The 17,113-nt window shown below is 55.6% G+C and carries 20 protein-coding genes; 1 reads left to right on the top strand and 19 read right to left on the bottom strand.

Going from position 1 to position 17,113, the window contains the following annotated elements; all coding sequences use genetic code 11:
• Positions 1–8: 8 nt before the first annotated feature.
• From tatC to fabA, 19 genes are all read right to left on the bottom strand, one after another.
• Complete coding sequence (gene tatC, locus QGM61_RS02445) at positions 9–779, bottom strand: twin-arginine translocase subunit TatC (protein ID WP_237132991.1); 771 nt, start codon at positions 777–779, stop codon at positions 9–11.
• Positions 776–1,504, bottom strand: coding sequence for a Sec-independent protein translocase protein TatB (gene tatB / locus QGM61_RS15305; protein WP_411268746.1), 729 nt, complete (start codon positions 1,502–1,504; stop codon positions 776–778). The genes tatC and tatB overlap by 4 nt, the downstream gene beginning before the upstream one ends.
• A gap of 39 nt (positions 1,505–1,543) precedes the next feature.
• A complete protein-coding gene (gene tatA / locus QGM61_RS02435; protein ID WP_237132992.1) occupies positions 1,544–1,792 on the bottom strand; it encodes a Sec-independent protein translocase subunit TatA in 249 nt (82 codons plus the stop codon).
• A gap of 59 nt (positions 1,793–1,851) precedes the next feature.
• Positions 1,852–2,196 (bottom strand): phosphoribosyl-ATP diphosphatase, encoded by a 345-nt coding sequence (locus QGM61_RS02430; protein ID WP_237132993.1) that lies wholly within the window; start codon positions 2,194–2,196, stop codon positions 1,852–1,854.
• A gap of 9 nt (positions 2,197–2,205) precedes the next feature.
• The gene (gene hisI, locus QGM61_RS02425) at positions 2,206–2,613 is read right to left on the bottom strand and encodes a phosphoribosyl-AMP cyclohydrolase (protein WP_237132994.1); all 408 of its coding nucleotides are present in this window, start codon (positions 2,611–2,613) and stop codon (positions 2,206–2,208) included.
• 17 nt (positions 2,614–2,630) lie between these two features.
• Positions 2,631–4,202 carry a ubiquinone biosynthesis regulatory protein kinase UbiB gene (ubiB, locus tag QGM61_RS02420; protein ID WP_281131755.1) on the bottom strand — a complete coding sequence of 524 codons (1,572 nt, stop codon included), beginning with the start codon at positions 4,200–4,202 and terminating at the stop codon, positions 2,631–2,633.
• 10 nt (positions 4,203–4,212) lie between these two features.
• Positions 4,213–4,857: a 2-polyprenyl-3-methyl-6-methoxy-1,4-benzoquinone monooxygenase gene (coq7, locus tag QGM61_RS02415; RefSeq protein ID WP_281131754.1), complete on the bottom strand. Its 645-nt coding sequence runs from the start codon at positions 4,855–4,857 to the stop codon at positions 4,213–4,215.
• 78 nt (positions 4,858–4,935) lie between these two features.
• Positions 4,936–6,231, bottom strand: coding sequence for a phosphoribosylamine--glycine ligase (purD, locus tag QGM61_RS02410; protein WP_281131753.1), 1,296 nt, complete (start codon positions 6,229–6,231; stop codon positions 4,936–4,938).
• 29 nt (positions 6,232–6,260) lie between these two features.
• The gene (gene purH, locus QGM61_RS02405) at positions 6,261–7,832 is read right to left on the bottom strand and encodes a bifunctional phosphoribosylaminoimidazolecarboxamide formyltransferase/IMP cyclohydrolase (protein ID WP_237132998.1); all 1,572 of its coding nucleotides are present in this window, start codon (positions 7,830–7,832) and stop codon (positions 6,261–6,263) included.
• Between the two features lie 51 nt (positions 7,833–7,883).
• Entirely contained in the window at positions 7,884–8,183 is a 300-nt protein-coding gene (locus tag QGM61_RS02400) for a helix-turn-helix domain-containing protein (RefSeq protein ID WP_237132999.1), read from the bottom strand.
• A 7-nt stretch (positions 8,184–8,190) separates the two neighbouring features.
• A complete protein-coding gene (dusB, locus tag QGM61_RS02395; protein ID WP_237133000.1) occupies positions 8,191–9,216 on the bottom strand; it encodes a tRNA dihydrouridine synthase DusB in 1,026 nt (341 codons plus the stop codon).
• Positions 9,213–9,836 (bottom strand): DUF3426 domain-containing protein, encoded by a 624-nt coding sequence (locus tag QGM61_RS02390; RefSeq protein ID WP_281131751.1) that lies wholly within the window; start codon positions 9,834–9,836, stop codon positions 9,213–9,215. The genes dusB and QGM61_RS02390 overlap by 4 nt, the downstream gene beginning before the upstream one ends.
• Before the next feature lie 62 nt (positions 9,837–9,898).
• Positions 9,899–10,774, bottom strand: a complete 876-nt coding sequence (gene prmA, locus QGM61_RS02385) for a 50S ribosomal protein L11 methyltransferase (protein WP_281131750.1) — start codon at positions 10,772–10,774, stop codon at positions 9,899–9,901.
• Between the two features lie 12 nt (positions 10,775–10,786).
• A complete protein-coding gene (gene accC / locus QGM61_RS02380; RefSeq protein ID WP_237133003.1) occupies positions 10,787–12,139 on the bottom strand; it encodes an acetyl-CoA carboxylase biotin carboxylase subunit in 1,353 nt (450 codons plus the stop codon).
• Positions 12,140–12,151: 12 nt separating this feature from the next.
• Positions 12,152–12,619, bottom strand: coding sequence for an acetyl-CoA carboxylase biotin carboxyl carrier protein (gene accB / locus QGM61_RS02375; protein ID WP_281131749.1), 468 nt, complete (start codon positions 12,617–12,619; stop codon positions 12,152–12,154).
• 37 nt (positions 12,620–12,656) lie between these two features.
• Positions 12,657–13,103 carry a type II 3-dehydroquinate dehydratase gene (gene aroQ / locus QGM61_RS02370; RefSeq protein ID WP_237133006.1) on the bottom strand — a complete coding sequence of 149 codons (447 nt, stop codon included), beginning with the start codon at positions 13,101–13,103 and terminating at the stop codon, positions 12,657–12,659.
• 156 nt (positions 13,104–13,259) lie between these two features.
• Positions 13,260–13,679: a protein-disulfide reductase DsbD domain-containing protein gene (locus tag QGM61_RS02365; protein ID WP_281132069.1), complete on the bottom strand. Its 420-nt coding sequence runs from the start codon at positions 13,677–13,679 to the stop codon at positions 13,260–13,262.
• A 37-nt stretch (positions 13,680–13,716) separates the two neighbouring features.
• The gene (gene fabB / locus QGM61_RS02360; protein WP_281131748.1) at positions 13,717–14,934 is read right to left on the bottom strand and encodes a beta-ketoacyl-ACP synthase I; all 1,218 of its coding nucleotides are present in this window, start codon (positions 14,932–14,934) and stop codon (positions 13,717–13,719) included.
• Between the two features lie 23 nt (positions 14,935–14,957).
• Positions 14,958–15,497, bottom strand: a complete 540-nt coding sequence (gene fabA, locus QGM61_RS02355; RefSeq protein WP_237133008.1) for a 3-hydroxyacyl-[acyl-carrier-protein] dehydratase FabA — start codon at positions 15,495–15,497, stop codon at positions 14,958–14,960.
• A 141-nt stretch (positions 15,498–15,638) separates the two neighbouring features.
• Between fabA and QGM61_RS02350 the strand changes: the two genes are divergently transcribed.
• On the top strand, positions 15,639–17,090 hold the full coding sequence (locus tag QGM61_RS02350) for a mannose-1-phosphate guanylyltransferase/mannose-6-phosphate isomerase (protein ID WP_281131747.1): 1,452 nt from the start codon (positions 15,639–15,641) through the stop codon (positions 17,088–17,090).
• The last annotated feature ends 23 nt before the right edge of the window (positions 17,091–17,113 follow it).

Here is a 17,113-nt window from a genome sequence, read left to right as displayed (position 1 = left end):
TGCCTGGCCTACTGATTCTCTGACGCTTCCTGTTCAGCTTTTTTGCGCAGGAAAACCCGGCCGAAATAAATACCGGTTTCAAACAGCATCCACATCGGAACGGCAAGAATGGTTTGAGTGAAGGGGTCGGGTGGCGTCAGCAACATCGATATGACAAAACAACCAACGATAACGTAAGGGCGTTTAGCCTTCAGATCATCCGGTTCGAGTATGCCTGCCCAAATGAACAGGAATACCGCGATAGGTATTTCGAATGCGAAACCAAACGCAAAGAATATCTTAAGGACAAAGCTCAAATAGCTCGCAATGTCGGGTGCTACTGCTATGCCCTCGGGTGCCACCGATACAAAAAAGCTGAACACGATGCCGAACAAAACAAAATACGCAAAGGCCATGCCAGCATAGAAAAGCAAAACGCTGGAAACGAACAGAGGAATCGCCAGTGACTTTTCATTTTTGTAGAGGCCCGGCGCGATGAATGCCCATAATTGATAAAGAACGTAAGGCGCGCAAACAAACAGGGCGGCGTAGAACGTCAATTTAAATGGTGTAAAAAACGGCGATGTCGGATCGATGGCGATCATGCTGGTATCAGGCGGCAGCACAGAGACCAGCGGGGCAGCAACGTAGGCGTAGATATCATTGGCGAAATAAACCAGGCCCAGAAACACCAGTAATAGCGCGGCCACACACTTAAGAATTCGGTCGCGCAATTCGACCAGATGGCCGATCAGTGATAGCTCTTTCTGATCATCGTGGATGGGGGTGTTTTCGCTCATGATGATTTGCTGTCGTCGGCGTCGGGTTTGTCAGAGTCAGGCACAAACCGTCCACCCTGAGTTGTGATACGGCCGGTTGGCGGCGTATTGTAAAAATCCTGTTTGACCGGTTTGGGTTTCGGTGTCGGATCCGCTGACTGCGATTCGTGAGATGCTCCGGAAGACTCATCTTCAGGCGTAGAAGTGTGTTCTGCTGTGGTGGACGTCTCGCTAGTCGAGGTATTGTTACTTGATGAGGTCTCTTTACTAACAGAGGACTCTCTACTAGCTGAGGGCTTTTTATCAGCTGAGGGCTCTTTATCAGCTGAGGGCTCTTGACCAGCTGAGGGCTCTTTATCCGCCGGGGTAGCCTTGGCGGTGGGCTCTGTTGGGACGCCCTCTTCGGCACTGCTGGTGACCGGTGTTACCTCGCGCGCACTGTCCAGAGCCTGCTTGGCCTTTTCACTGCTTTCCTTGAAGTCCTTGCGGGTATCTTCGACCAGTTTGTTGGCGTTCTTTTTGGCTTTTTCGATATCGGCAAGAATAGATTCGTTATGCAGCTGACGCCGGATGTCGTCTGCATTGAGTTGCTGTTCTATCTCGGCTTTGGCCTTGTTAAAACTGCGCTTGGCACGACCGACCCAAAGCGCGCCTGTACGAATGGCACCTGGCAGCTTTTCGGGGCCCAGCACCAAAAGTGCTACGACGCCGATAAGCAGCAGCTCCATAAACCCAATATCAAACATCGCTCAGATCCTGTGGTGCTGCCCGCCAGGGCATGCAGCTTACTTGTCCTGCGTTTTTTCGGTGCGGGCACTCGTGGTTGCGCCGGTCTGTTCCTTGTCTGCTTCCAGCTGCTCGGGCTTTGAGTCCTCGTCGCCATCCTTGTCTTCGTCTTTCATGGCATTTTTGAAGCCCTTCAGCGCGCCGCCAAGGTCAGTTCCCAGGTTGCGCAGTTTTTTGGTGCCGAACAGCAGCACGATGATCAACGCGATGATTAAAAGTTGCCAGATACTGATACCGCCGATTCCCATACTTCCTCCGAAGGTTCTGTCTGCGTGATAGCGTCAGGCGACAGACCTGTTATCGTTACTTACTGTTGCGATCTGGCTGCCTTTTCGTCCAGACCAGATATGTTAAAACGCTTTGCCAGTTCTTCCAATACCTGCTCGTGGCTCAATCCGAGGTGGCTCAGCATCACCATGCTGTGAAACCACAGGTCTGCCGTCTCGCCTATTAGTGCCTGTGCATCTTTGCCGGCCTCGACATCCCGCGCGGCGAGAATGGTCTCAACAGCTTCCTCGCCCACTTTTTCCAGGATTTTGTTCAGGCCCTTGTGATGCAGTGAAGCCACATAGGATGAATCCGGAGTCGCAGATTTGCGCTGTTCCAGCACCTTTGCCAGTTCTGTCAGTGTGTCTGAAGTGGTTTGAGTCATGCCACGCCTTTACTGCTTTTTGTACAAGGACGCAGGGTCAATCAGGACCGGGTCAATAACCTGCCAGTCAGCCTGCTCATTGTCACCCTGCAGCTGTTTGTAAAAACAGCTCTCACGTCCGGTATGACAGGCCACGCCGCCGACCTGGTCAACCAGATAACAGACTGAGTCGCCGTCACAATCCAGCTGGATCTGACGAATGTGCTGCACATTGCCGGACTCTTCGCCCTTGCGCCAGATTTTCTGGCGTGAGCGTGACCAGTAAACTGCGCGGCCTTCCTGCTGGGTCAGCCACAAGGCTTCGCGGTTGATCCACGCCAGAGTCAGCAGTCTGCCGCTGGTGGCGTCCTGAGTGACGACGGGGACCAGACCGTTACTGTCCCACTTGATCTGGTCCAGCCATGCTGCATTTTTCATCAATTCAGTATGCTCTTTCATCGGCCAAAATACAAAGCTGCCAACAGGGCGCCGGCCATGACTATGATAGCGAACATGGCCCTGCGCTCGCTGCGTCGCTGTCGCTCCTCGCGCGCGCGCTGCTCCGTCAGCACGTGGGAGAGCGTGTTGTTCAGCGCTTCCACCTGTTTGTGCTGATTCAGGCTGTCCAGCACCAGTTGTGGCAGGTGCGGGGCCTGTTCAACCCAGTCAGGGACATTCTGTTTAAGCTGCTTCCACAGCCAGGAAGGCTGCATGCGCTTGCGATTCCAGCGCTCCAGAAATGGTAGCGCAGTCTGCCACAGATCAAGCTCCGGGTATAGCTGTCGACCCAGTCCCTCGACGTTGAGCAGGGTTTTCTGCAGCAGCACGAGAGACGGTTGTACTTCCATATTGAAGCGACCGGCCGTGCGAAACAGCTGGACCAGCAGATATCCGAAAGAGATGTCTTTTAAGGGTTTTTCAAAGATCGGTTCGCATACCGTGCGCATCGCCGCTTCGAATTCAACCACTTTGGTATTTTTGGGAACCCAGCCACATTCCACATGCAGCTCGGCGACTTTCCGGTAGTCACGCTTGAAAATCGCCAACAGGTTGCGCGCCAGATATTGTTGATCGTCGCGGCTGAGTGAGCCAATGATGGCGCAGTCTATGGCGATATAACGCGGATTCAGGGGATTATCTGCATCCACAAATATATTGCCGGGATGCATGTCGGCATGGAAGAAGCTGTGTTCAAAGACCTGTGTGAAAAATATCTCTACACCGGTCTCAGCCAGCTTTTTGAGATCAACGCCGCGTTCCCTGAGAGTATCGATATTGGAAACCGGTATGCCATGTATACGTTCAGTGACCAGCATGTTGTCGCGACTGATATCCCAGTAAACGCGGGGCACATACAGCAGTGGAGAGTTCTCGAAATTACGTTTTAGCAGGGTGGTGTTGGCACCTTCCGCGGTCAGGTTCAACTCATTCAGGATCACGTGCTCGTAGTCGTCGATTACTTCACGTGGTCGCAGGCGGCGTCCATCGGGTACATACCGCTCGACCAGCCGCGCTATCCATTTAAGCACGGCGATATCCTGACGGATTATTTCGCCGATGCCGGGGCGAAGCACCTTGATGACAACCGCGGTTCCGTCAGGCAGTGTGGCAGCGTGCACCTGAGCGATGGAAGCGGACGCCAGGGCATCTGTTTCCACGCTCGCGAAATGTGACTGCCACGGCGACTCCAACGTCTGTTCAATTACCTGCAGGATACCGGGCTCTTTAAAGCCTGGTACTTTGTCCTGAAGGCTCTGCAGCGCTTCACTGACCTCGTAAGGCAGGAAATCGCGGCGGGTTGACAGCAGCTGGCCAAATTTTATGTAAATCGGTCCTAGCTCTTCCAGCGCGCTGCGCAGTCGCACCGGGGCTGGCAGTTTTCGCACTGAAGAGAATGCCCAGGGTAAAGCCAGCAGGCCCATCACCAGACGCAACGGGATAGATTTGGCCGTCAGTGGGCTAAGGTGATGCAGTCGGTACTTGGCCGCAACCGAGATGATCCTTATCAGGCGTGGCAGGTGCGACACAGGCGTTGCCTCAGAGGCGGCGGGTCAGCGTTTTCATGACCCCTGCCATCAGTTTCATGCCAGTGCGCACGGGAAGTGGCAGTTCTGCGCCACCGGCTGCCATGGCTGCTTCGCCGTGTTTTTGCTCGTCTGTCATCATCTGCTGCACCACAGCACGGCTACGGTTGTCATTGGCAGGCAGCTGATCCAGATGTTCACCCAGGTGTTCGCAGACCTGGCGTTCGGTTTCGCCAACAAACCCCAGGCTCCAGCGATCACCAATCAGGCCGGCTGATGCACCCAGGCCAAAGGACAGCGCGTAAAACGCCGGGTTGAATACACTCGGACGGCTGTCCAGCTCTTTCAGTCTGTCCTCGCACCAGGCAAGGTGATCGACTTCTTCCTGGGCGGCATGATTCATCGACTCGCGCACCTGCGGCAAACGCGCCGTCAGCGCCTGGCCCTGATAAAGAGCCTGGGCGCAGACTTCGCCGGTGTGGTTGATGCGCATCAGACCCGCCGCAAGCGCTCGTTCAGTTTCGGTCAAATCGCCGTCGTCCACCGAACTGGCGGGCGAGGCCCTGTCAGCGTGGCTGCTGCCAGGAACCAGTGTGTGGAGTGCCTGGTCAAGTTGCAGCACCAGACGATCAGCCAGGCTGTAGTGCTCTTGTTGCATGCGACTCATCCCTTGTTACTGCGAAATTGTTATCGAGTAAGCACCAAGCTTATTCGAGATTGTCAGCAATTACGATTGTTAAGAACGACCCTGTTCGCGCGCTATGGCCCGATGGCCAATATCGCGTCGATAGTAGAGTTTATCCCACTCAATCTTTTCTGCCAGTGCATAGGCGGCCTGCTGGGCCTCGGTGACAGTGTCGCCAAGTGCAACAGCACACAGTACGCGACCGCCGCTGGTTACTATGTGTCCGTCTTTCAGGGCAGTACCGGCATGGAATACTTTGCCACTGTCAGACTCGACGGCTTTATCAAGACCCGATATGACCGCGCCCTTGTCATAGGCGTCAGGGTACCCACCACTGGCCAGCACCACACCGATACTGGCGCGGGTGTCCCAGTTTGCCTGCGCCTGATCCAGGCGTCCCTCGACAGCTGCCAGACAAAGTTCGGCGAGGTCTGACTGCAAACGCATCATGACAGGCTGCGCTTCGGGATCACCAAAACGGCAATTGAACTCAATGACATTAACTTTGCCGTCAGGAGAAATCATCAGGCCAGCATATAAAAACCCAGTGTAGGGGTTACCTTCTGCGGCCATGCCCTCGACAGTTGGTCGAATGACTTCGGCCATGATCCGTTCATGCACGTCGGGGGTGACTACGGGCGCGGGAGAGTAGGCACCCATGCCGCCGGTATTGGGGCCACGGTCGCCGTCGTCACGCGCTTTATGGTCCTGTGAAGTAGCCATCGGCAGTACGTTCCTGCCGTCCACCATTACAATAAAGCTGGCCTCTTCGCCGTGCAGGAAGGTCTCAATAACAACACGACTGCCAGCGTCACCAAAGCGATTGCCTGACAGCATATCGCGAATGGTCGCGGCGGCTTCGTCCTGCGTCTGCGCGATGATCACGCCCTTGCCGGCGGCCAGACCATCGGCCTTGATGACAATGGGTGTGCCCTGTTGCTGCACGTATGCAATGGCCTGTTCAGCGTCGGTGAAATTCTGGTAACTGGCCGTCGGAATTTTGTGACGGGCCAGAAAGTCTTTGGAGAAAGCCTTGGAGCCTTCCAGCTGGGCCGCGCCCCGGCGCGGACCGAAACACTTGAGGCCCTGCTCGGTGAAGTAGTCAACAACACCTGCCACCAGTGGTGCTTCCGGGCCAACAACGGTCAATTCAACGGCATTGGCTCGGGCGAATTCTACCAGCGCCGGAAAATCCAGTGGATCAATTGCTACGTTCTCAAGGCCATTCTCAGTGGCCGTTCCCGCATTGCCGGGCGCCACGAATACCTTTTTAACCGCAGGGGACTTGGCGAGTTTCCATGCCAGGGCGTGCTCACGACCGCCGCTGCCCAGTACCAGTACGTTCATATAAGTGTTCTCTGTTTCTGTGGTGGCTATCAGTGACGGAAATGGCGGATGCCGGTGAAGACCATTGCCATGCCAGCTTCGTCGGCCGCGGCGATGACTTCTTCATCACGCATGGAGCCACCAGGCTGAATGACCGCTGTAATGCCAGCTTTGGCTGCTGCATCAATACCGTCGCGGAACGGGAAGAATGCATCTGACGCCATCACAGAGCCGGCTACCGCCAGGCCTTCATCTTCTGCCTTGATGCCTGCGATCTTGGCGCTGTATACACGGCTCATCTGGCCGGCGCCTACGCCAATGGTCTGTTGTTTGCGGCAATACACAATGGCATTGGATTTTACGAACTGTGCGACTGTCCAGGCAAACATCAGATCTGCCAGTTCCTGCTCCGTAGGCTGGCGCTTACTGACTACTTTCAGGTCGCTGTGACTGATCTGGTGATTGTCCCGATCCTGAACCAGCAAACCACCATTTACGCGCTTGTAGTCCCAGGCGTCGGCAGGTTTCTCTGGCCACTCACCACAGGCCAGGACGCGCACATTGGGTTTAGCCGACAGCACGTCCAGCGCTTCGTTGTGTACGGAAGGAGCAATGATCACTTCACTGAACTGCTGCTCGATAATGGCCTTGGCCGTAGCCGCGTCCAGCGGTCGGTTGAACGCAATGATGCCGCCAAACGCCGACGTCGGGTCGGTCTTGAAAGCCAGTTGATAGGCCTGTTCGATAGTTTCGGCAAGCGCGACGCCGCAGGGGTTGGCATGTTTGACAATGACACAGGCGGGTTGAGCAAAGCTCTTCACGCACTCCAGCGCAGCATCCGTGTCAGCAATATTGTTGTAGGACAGCTCTTTGCCCTGCAACTGTTCAGCTGTGCTGACACTGGCTTCCTGCGGGTTTTTCTCGGTGTAGAAGGCTGCATTTTGATGCGGATTTTCGCCGTAGCGCAGATCCTGCTTTTTGACAAACTGGCTGCTGAAGGTGCGCGGGAACTGGCTGCCAGTAATGGTCTTGCCGAGATAGTTGGCAATCGCCGCATCGTAAGCTGCAGTGTGTTCGAAGGTCTTGGTCGCCAGATCAAAGCGCGTCTGTTGTGTCAGACCGCCGTTGTTCTGCTTAATTTCCGAGATGATGGTCTCATAGTCAGACGGGTTGACCACTACGCCCACCCAGGCGTGGTTTTTGGCGGCAGCGCGCAGCATGGTCGGGCCGCCGATATCGATGTTCTCGATCGCCATATCAAGATTGCAGTCAGGACGTGCCACCGTGCTTTCGAACGGATACAGATTGACCACCACCAGATCGATGGGCGGTATGTCGTTTTCGCTCATGACTTTGCCGTCGATATCGCGTCTGGCCAGAATGCCGCCATGCACTTTTGGATGCAGCGTCTTGACGCGGCCATCCATCATTTCCGGAAAGCCTGTGTAATCGGCAATTTCCGTGGCGGGAATATTGTTGTCCTGCAGCATGCGGTAAGTGCCGCCAGTGGACAGGATTTCTACACCTGCCGAGTGCAGGTCGCGTGCAAATTCAACAATACCGGTTTTGTCCGACACGCTGATAAGGGCGCGACGGATGACTGCTGTGTTCTCAGTAGACATAAGCTCGATTTCTAGGTTTATAAGCGGGTGGGAAATGGCGGATTAACGGCATTACACGCGCAATCCATATTGCCTGATTTTCTTGCGTAGAGTACCACGATTGAGCCCCAGCATGGTAGACGTGCGGCTCTGGTTACCTGCGTTGTGGTCAAGAACTGCCTGTATCAGAGGGGGCTCGACCTCGCTCATTACCAGGTCGTAAAGATTGGCGACCAGGTTCTCGTCTTCCTCATCAATATCCGACAGATACACTGCCATCGAGCGCTCAACAGCCTGACGCAGGCTGAATGGTTCGGCGATATCGGTGGGTGTGGGTGCGCCCATCTGTTGCTCAGTGGTATCTTTTTTCATGCGAGTCTTATTGTGTCAGGCTGAAACTGGCTAAATTCTCGTGGTAGTCGGCAAGTATATCACGCTGCTCCATGACATCACGGCTGTCCATGAAGCGGGATTTGAGCTCTGCGCCAGCTGGCAACTCCTGGCTGTACCAGTCGATGTGTTTGCGCGCGAACAACGCCCCTTTGAAGTCACCATAAAAAGCGTGCAGGGCGCGGATGTGATCAACCATTAGCTGGCTGATAGCCTGGGCTGGGGGACGTTCGGTCGTTTTACCGGATTGCAGAAAGTCGTGGATCTGCCGGAACAGCCAGGGACGTCCCTGCGCGGCCCGCCCGATCATTACACCGTCTGCCTGCGTGTAGTCCAGTACAAACTTTGCCTGCTCGGGAGACGTGATGTCGCCGTTGGCGATCACCGGAATGCTGATTTCCTGCTTGATGCGGGCAATGGTGTCGTATTCTGCATTGCCTTTGAAGCGGCACTCGCGTGTACGTCCGTGAATGCTCAGCATGGCGATCCCGCAATCCTCAGCAATGCGGGCGATCTGCGGTCCGTTCCGTTGTTCGCGACTCCAGCCGGTGCGGGTCTTTAGAGTCACTGGCACTGGTACCGCGGCTACCACAGCGCGCAGTATTCTCTCGACCAGCTCGGGATCCTGCATCAGAGCCGAGCCAGAGGCACGTTTGAGCACTTTCTTGGCGGGGCATCCCATGTTGATGTCGATTATTTCAGCACCCATCTCGACATTCTTTCGCGCCGCATCGGCCATCATGTCCGGATCAAAACCGGCAATCTGGACAATCTCCGGCCCACATTTGCCTGAGCGTTTCAGGCGCAGGCGGTTTTTTTCGCTCTGCCAGACCTGTGAGTCGGCAGGCACCATTTCGGCAATGGTTAAAGTCGCACCCTGCTGCAGGCACACTTCACGAAATGGCAGGTCGCTGACACCAACCATGGGCGCCAGAATGACGGGCTGCTGCAGAAAGTGTTTGCCCAGGTAGAACCCCTGCGGCATGGTGTCGGCATTAAGTCCGATGGCGCTCATGGCTGAATCGCTCGTGGCAAGGAAGCCGGTTTAACAAACTGAATGTCGTAGTTTACGGCATTGCTGCCAGGTTCGGTAAACTCGATCCGGGCAGATGCCACCTCGCCGGGTTGCAGCGGGGCGGGTTCTGAGTCCGTGTCCAGGTAGTCGCTGGCTGACAGCTGGTCGCTGACCAGCAGGTCTCCCGACATACTGCTGAAACGGACAACGACGTCTGGCATGGGTTGCGCATAGCTGCCGCGATTCTGGAAACTGAACTCGAGCAGGGCCGTGTCAGCCAGAAACGGGTGTTCCCGGTAGTCGAGCCCGCTTATTTCGAAAGCCTCTGGATCTACCCGAGTCGGCAACTGAAAGGGGCAGCGATCAAGGCATGCTGTTTCGAGCCAGTCGTAAAAAGCAGGATGTGTCGCAGTCAGCTGTGGGCGGAACAGGAGCAGCTGCACAGGAATGGCCAACAGCAGACACAAAGCAGCCAGGAATGAAAGAGTCGTCCCAAGTATCCTGCGTGCGCGAAGTTTCCGTTCGGGCCGGGTTGGCCGGGCGGATGACTCCAGCTCCAGAGCTTCATCGATGACCGGAAGCTCGATTTGTGGTTTGTCTTGTTCAATGATGGTCCACATAGTCAGTTCGACAAGTCTCTATGCCAGATGCTGATAACCGGTTAACAGGACGGCCTGCCAGGCTAACGCCGGACACCGCTTATTCGCACCCACTCATCCTGCAGAACTGGTGGCTGCATTTCAAATGTTTCCCGGTAGGAACTCAGCAGTGCCTCAGTCTGCTCCGACAATACCCCTGACAGCACCAGTTGTCCGTTGGGCAGGGTCAAATGCGAGAGAATCGGTGTCAATTCTACCAGTGGTCCGGAAAGAATGTTGGCAACCACGATAGGGGCAGGGGTATCGTATTCGCCGGGCAGGTAGACCGGCAGGCGGTCCGCAGCAATCCCGTTGGCGTCACGATTGGCCGCCGTGGCGATAAGGGCCTGCGGGTCATTGTCGATGGCGATGGCCCGCTCCGCACCCAGCAGAATCGCAGCGATGGCAAGAATGCCCGAGCCGCAGCCGTAATCAATGACAGTCTTGCCTTTCAGGTCCTGCTCATCCAGCCAGGCCAGGCACAGTGCCGTTGTCGGGTGTGTGCCAGAACCAAATGCCAGCCCCGGGTCCAGCATGACATTGACTGCGTCAGGCTCCGGTGGTTCGCACCAGCTCGGGCAGATCCAGAGCCGCTTGCCAAACTGAATGGGCTTGAAGTCCTGCATCCAGGCGCGTTCCCAATCCTGGTCCTCAATCTGTTCGATAATCAGCTCGTTTTCCTGCAGACGGCTGCCGGCCACAACAGCTGCGATTACATCAGTAATCACGACATCGCTTTCGAACAGCGCACTGAGCATGGTCTGCTGCCATAGCGGTGTGCTGTCCGGCTCCAGTTGGAAAACGGGTTCATCTTCTGCATCCAGAAACGACACAGACACGGCGCCCAGTGACTGGAACAGTTGTTCCATCTCTGGGGCTTCCGTGTCTGTGACTCTGGCCTTGATTTGTTGCCAGGGCATGTTCTTACCAGCTTACGATTTTTTGTGGCCGCTCAGCATGTGCTCCAGATAGTGAATGTTTACACCACCTTTGCGGAAGTTGTGATCACGCAGAATATCTTTGTGCAGCGCGATATTGGTACGGATGCCATCGATCAGAATTTCATCCAGTGCGTTTTGCATGCGCACCAGCGCCTCGTCACGATCAGAACCGAAGGTAATCAGTTTGCCGATCAATGAGTCGTAAAACGGAGGTACGGTATAACCACTGTAAATATGCGAGTCGACGCGCACACCATTACCGCCCGGTGCATGATACAGGTTGATCTTGCCGGGGCAGGGCATAAATGTGCTGGGGTCTTCAGCATTGATACGACATTCCAGCGCGTGGCCCTTTATCTGCACCTCTTCCTGTTTGATGGAAAGAGGCTGGCCACTGGCGATTTTTAATTGTTCTTTGACAATATCAATGCCGGTGACCATTTCAGTAACGGGATGTTCCACCTGAACACGCGTGTTCATTTCAATGAAGTAGAACTGCTCGTCCTGGTAGAGGAATTCCAGTGTGCCGGCGCCGCGATACTTCATCAGCTCACAGGCCTTGATGCAGGTTTCTGCTACCTGCTGGCGTATTTCGTCAGGGATGCCCGGAGCAGGAGCCTCTTCAATAACTTTCTGGTGGCGACGCTGCATCGAGCAGTCGCGGTCACCCAGGTACAGCGCATTGCCCTGGCCGTCACCGAGCACCTGGATTTCCACGTGGCGCGGGTTTTCCAGAAACTTTTCCAGATAGACCGTATCGTTGCCGAAGGCTGCCTTGGCTTCCGATTGTGTAACGTGAATGGCCTTGAGCAGTGAGCCTTCGTTATGCACCACGCGCATGCCGCGACCACCACCGCCGGCTGCGGCTTTGATGATCACCGGGTAGCCAATGCGACGGGCGATATCCAGCGTGCGTTCAGGATTACCGTCCAGTGGTCCGTCAGAGCCCGGGACTGTCGGTACGCCTGCTTTTTTCATGGCCTCAATGGCGGAAACCTTGTCACCCATCAATCGGATCGTCTCGGCGCGCGGACCGATAAAGGTGAAGCCACTGCGCTCAACCTGTTCAGCAAAATCTGCGTTTTCTGACAGGAATCCGTAACCGGGGTGAATTGCCACGGCGTCGGTGACTTCCGTGGCAGCGATAATCGCTGGCACATTGAGGTAACTTTGCGAGGCGCTTGCCGGGCCGATACAGACTGATTCGTCAGCCAGTCGGACGTGCATCAGGTCGCGGTCGGCACTTGAATGGACGGCCACGGTTTTAATGCCAAGCTCTTTGCACGCTCGCAGAATTCGCAGAGCTATCTCTCCGCGATTGGCGATCAGGACTTTTTCCAGCATAGCTATTGACCCTTAAACGATTGTGACCAGTGCCTGATCGAATTCAACGGGCTCGCCGTCCTGAGCCAGAATGGCTTCGACCACACCGGCGTGATCCGCCTCAATCTGGTTCATCATTTTCATCGCTTCAATAATACAGATGACATCGCCCACTTTTACGTGCTGGCCAACCTCAACAAAGGGCGGAGACGAAGGTGACGGCGCGCGATAGAAGGTACCAACCATAGGAGATTTGACAACATTGCCGCGAATTTTCTGGCTTTCTTTGCCGCCCGCGTCGGTATCAGCGGCAGCCGGAGCTGGCGCGGGTGCAGGAGCTGCTGGCTGGGGCGGCGGTGCTGCCTGGTACTGGATGGGGGCTGCGTTGACTGTGCTGCCGCGGCTGATGCGAACCGCCTCTTCACCTTCCTTGATCTCGATTTCCGCAACATCGGAAGATTCGAGCAGTTCGATGAGTTTTTTTACTTTTCTGATATCCATGATTTCTTCTCTTTTTGCCGGTAGTGGATCAACTTGATTAATGAGTGTCTGTCAGTCTCGTGAGCGCCGCCTGCAGCGCCAGGTCATAGCCCTGGGAGCCAAGCCCGACGATTGCGCCGCTGGCAATGTCCGTGAAATAGGAGTGATGCCGAAACGGTTCGCGTTTGTAGACGTTAGACAGGTGAACTTCGATAAAGGGAATGCCGGTGCCAAGCAGAGCATCGCGCAGGGCGACGCTGGTGTGCGTGAAGGCGGCCGGGTTAAAGATAATGAAATTAATGCCCTCGCGTCGCGCGTCGTGGATCCGCTCAATCAGCTCATATTCTGCATTGCTTTGCAGATGCAGCAGGTGGTGTCCAGCGGCCAGGCAGGTGCTGCTGAGGCGCGAGTTGATATCGTCCAGCGTCTCATTGCCGTATATCTCAGGCTCACGGGTGCCCAGCAGGTTCAGGTTGGGGCCGTGCAACACTAGGATTGTCGCCATATTCTTAATCCAGCTTGTGGTGCGCTATTGCGATCATTGAAGCGGGATTTTCGCAGATTTTTCTTAGATTTTCACCACTCAATTGTGGCTTTTCTCTGATCTTTTCTCGAAGGTGGTGTTAAGACCGCCGCCCCCGGTGTCGGGCGATGGGGTGAATCAGCGGTAAATCGGGATCTCGCGGGATTCTGGAGGGTAGCACAGGCCTGCCTCCGCACAGCCCTGGTAGTCCAGCTGCAGGACAATGTCTTCAGTGCTGGCAGTCAGTGTCTGCGGGAGCTGCAGCGATATACGCAGGCTGTCGTAAAAAACTGTAACGTCGCCAAAGTACTCGTCATGATGAGCGACCCCGGCGGGAAGCTCGAAGGCAAGCTCGCCCGAATCAGATTCCGGGCTGCTTACCGAAACGCTGAACTTGTCAGCATACAGGTAATATCCCGGAGCAATGGTCCAGTGAATGCTGATCTGCGAATCGCTGTCCAGGCTGGTGTAATAGCTGAAGGCCTGATCAACTGGCAGGAAGCGCGAGCCGCCGAACAGCGAACTGCCCGGCTGGGCATCAAGCCCGGCCGGCAGCATCAATGCCAGAAAGCAGCCTGCAAGCAGGGCCTGGCGTCTAGTCCGAATAACGCTCGAAGATGAGGGTTGCATTGGTACCACCAAAGCCAAAGCTGTTGGACATGATGCAGTTCAGGGTGACATCGTCCATGCGCTGAGTTGCGATGTTCAGACCATCGGCCTCTGGAACAAGTTCCTGAATATTGGCCGATGCGCTGACAAATCGGTTTTCCATCATCAGCAGGCTGTAGATCGCTTCCTGCGCGCCAGTAGCGCCCAGCGAGTGGCCAGTCAGGGATTTTGTGGAGTTGATGATGGGCGATTTGCCGTCAAACACCTGTTTGATGGCTTTCAGTTCGGTCACATCACCAACTGGGGTGCTGGTGCCGTGCGTGTTCAGGTAGTCAATTGGCTGTTTGCTGGTGGCCATGGCCATGTTCATGCAGCGAATCGCGCCTTCGCCGGATGGCGCGACCATGTCATAACCGTCTGATGTCGCACCGTAACCGGTGATCTCGGCGTAAATCTTGGCGCCACGTGCCAGTGCGTGGTCAAGTGCCTCGATAACCAGCACTGCGCCACCGCCGGCGATAACAAAGCCGTCGCGACTGACGTCGAATGGGCGTGATGCCTTGGTGGGTTCATCATTGTGGCTGGTTGTCAGCGCGCCCATGGCGTCGAACAGGTTGGTCAGCGTCCAGTGTTCAGATTCGCCGCCGCCTGCGAATACCATGTCCTGCTTGCCCATCTGAATCAGTTCCATGGCATTGCCGATGCAGTGCGCGCTGGTTGCGCAGGCTGATGAGATGGAGTAGTTCACACCTTTGATCTTGAACGGTGTAGCAAGACACGCAGAGACGGTGCTACCCATAGTGCGCGGTACACGATACGGCCCGATCTTGCGCAGACCCTTGGTGCGCAGAATGTCGGCTGCCTCCACCTGGTCTGCAGACGAAGAGCCGCCCGCGCCCATGATGATGCCAGTGCGCTCATTGGATACTTCGTTTTCGGAAAGGCCGGCGTCTTTGATGGCCTGTTCCATGGCGATATAGCCATAGGCTGCAGCATCGCCCATGAATCGCAGCACTTTGCGATCGATGTGCTCTTCGAAATTGATGTCTACCCGACCAGAAATATGAGCGCGCAGGCCCATTTCTTCATATACCGGGTTGTAGCTGATTCCGCTGCGGCCTTGCTTCAATGAATCAAGCACGGTCTGCTTGTCATTGCCGATGCAGGAAACAATACCGATGCCAGTTACAACAACGCGTCTCATAGGTACCTCTGTGTAGCGATCGTTCAGAATTTGGCGTCAGGCGTAAACAGGCCCACTTTCAGGTTCTTGGTGGTATAGATTACCTTGCCATCAACGGCGACGGTACCATCCGCAATCCCCATGACCAGTTTACGTTCAATGATGCGGCTGAGAGAAATCTCGTATGTGACTTTTTTGGCCGTGGGCAGAATTTCACCGCTGAATTTTACCTCGCCGGCACCCAGCGCCCTGCCTTTGCCAAGGTTGCCGCGCCATCCCAGATAAAAGCCCACCAGCTGCCACATCGCATCCAGCCCCAGGCAACCTGGCATGACGGGATCTTCCGGGAAATGACAGTCAAAAAACCACAGGTCCGGGCGAATATCGAGCTCAGCAACGATAAGACCTTTGCCGAACTCGCCGCCGTGATCGTTGATCTCGACGATTCTGTCCATCATCAGCATGTTGCCGACGGGCAGTCGTGCGTTGCCGGGGCCAAACATTTGACCATAACCGCACTGCAGAAGTTCTTCGCGGTCATAGGCATTTTTGGGAGTAAATATTGGATTCCCTGTATTCTTCATAGGCGGTTTGCATCACCAGTTTGCTGCAAAGCGTGCAATATTATCGCGAGCGGGCGAAATAATCGATAATATTTTGCCCCTCCTGACGAATCACGCGGATTTGGGATAGACTTGCGACCCAGGTTATTAAAAGGATTTGACATGATTATCCCCGTCATACTGGCCGGTGGCACCGGGTCCCGCCTGTGGCCACTGTCTCGACAACTTAATCCCAAGCAATTTGTTGATATTGCTACCCACGAAGGCGATCTGACCTTGTTTCAGGCGACACTGTCGCGATTGCAGGGTCTTGCGGACCTGGCTCCGCCGATAGTCATCTGCAACGAGGAGCACCGTTTCCTGGTCGCCGAGCAATTGAGACAGCTGGCTCAGCAGGGAGTCACTGGTGCGGACCAAGCAAGTCTGTTACTTGAGCCGGCAGGACGCAATACGGCTCCGGCATTGACGCTGGCAGCGTTGCTGGTTCAGCAGCAGAGCCATACAGATGCGGTAATGCTGGTCCTGCCCGCAGACCACCTGATTGCTGATACCGCTGCATTTCATGCCTGCGTGCTCACAGGGCAGCGACAGGCAACCAGTGGTGCCCTGGTGACCTTCGGGGTGACGCCGGGCTACCCGGAAACAGGTTACGGCTATATCCAGGCAGGTAGCCCGCTACCCGCGAGTGACGGCAATGCGTGCCAGGTGGCCCGTTTTGTGGAGAAGCCCGATGAGGCGACTGCACGCAGCTACCTGGAAGCAGGTGGCTATTACTGGAACAGCGGTATGTTCATGATGACGGCGGATACCTGGCTGGGTGAAGTGAATCGGTTGGCACCAGGGATCGCCAAAGCCTGTAGCCAGGCATTTCAGGTGCTGAATCGCGATGGTGACTTTCTGCGCGTCGACGAGGCCCGTTTCAGCGAGAGCCCGTCTGACTCGATTGACTACGCCGTCATGGAGAAAACACCGCTGGCAGCCGTCGTGCCAATGCAGGCGGGCTGGAGTGATCTGGGCGCCTGGAATGCGCTGTGGGAAGCCAGCCCCGCTCGCGACGACAACGGTAATGTCAGCCATGGTGACGTGTGTCTGAAGCACGTCAGCAACAGTTATGTGTATGCCGGGTCGCGCCTGGTTGCTGCGGTCGGCATGGATCATGCAGTTATCGTCGAAACAGCAGACGCCGTGCTGGTGGCGAACAAGGATCGGGTGCAGGATGTAAAAGGCGTCGTGCAGTGGCTGACACAGCAAAAGCGCAGCGAGGCGGTGTCCCATACGCTGGTATATCGACCCTGGGGTTCTTACGAGAGTCTGAGCACTGGACCCGGATTTCAGGTGAAACGGATACGCGTCAAGCCTGGTGCGTCGCTTTCATTGCAGATGCACCATCATAGGGCAGAGCACTGGGTCGTGATCAGTGGCAGTGCAACCGTCACCTGCGATGACCAGGTTTATGTGCTGGAGGCTAATGAATCAACATTCATTCCGCTGGGCAGCAAGCATCGCCTGCAGAATGAGGGAACAGATTGGGTTGAACTGATCGAAGTTCAAACCGGCAGTTATCTGGGAGAAGATGACATTGTCAGATTTGACGATGTCTACGGGCGCAGCTGATCAACAGAGGCCGCGCAATGACA

This window comes from Pseudohongiella sp. SYSU M77423 (assembly GCF_029911965.1).
Taxonomy (GTDB): Bacteria; Pseudomonadota; Gammaproteobacteria; order Pseudomonadales; family Pseudohongiellaceae; genus Pseudohongiella.
Note: the sequence above shows the minus strand (reverse complement) of the source record. Positions and strands in the feature narration are given on the sequence as shown.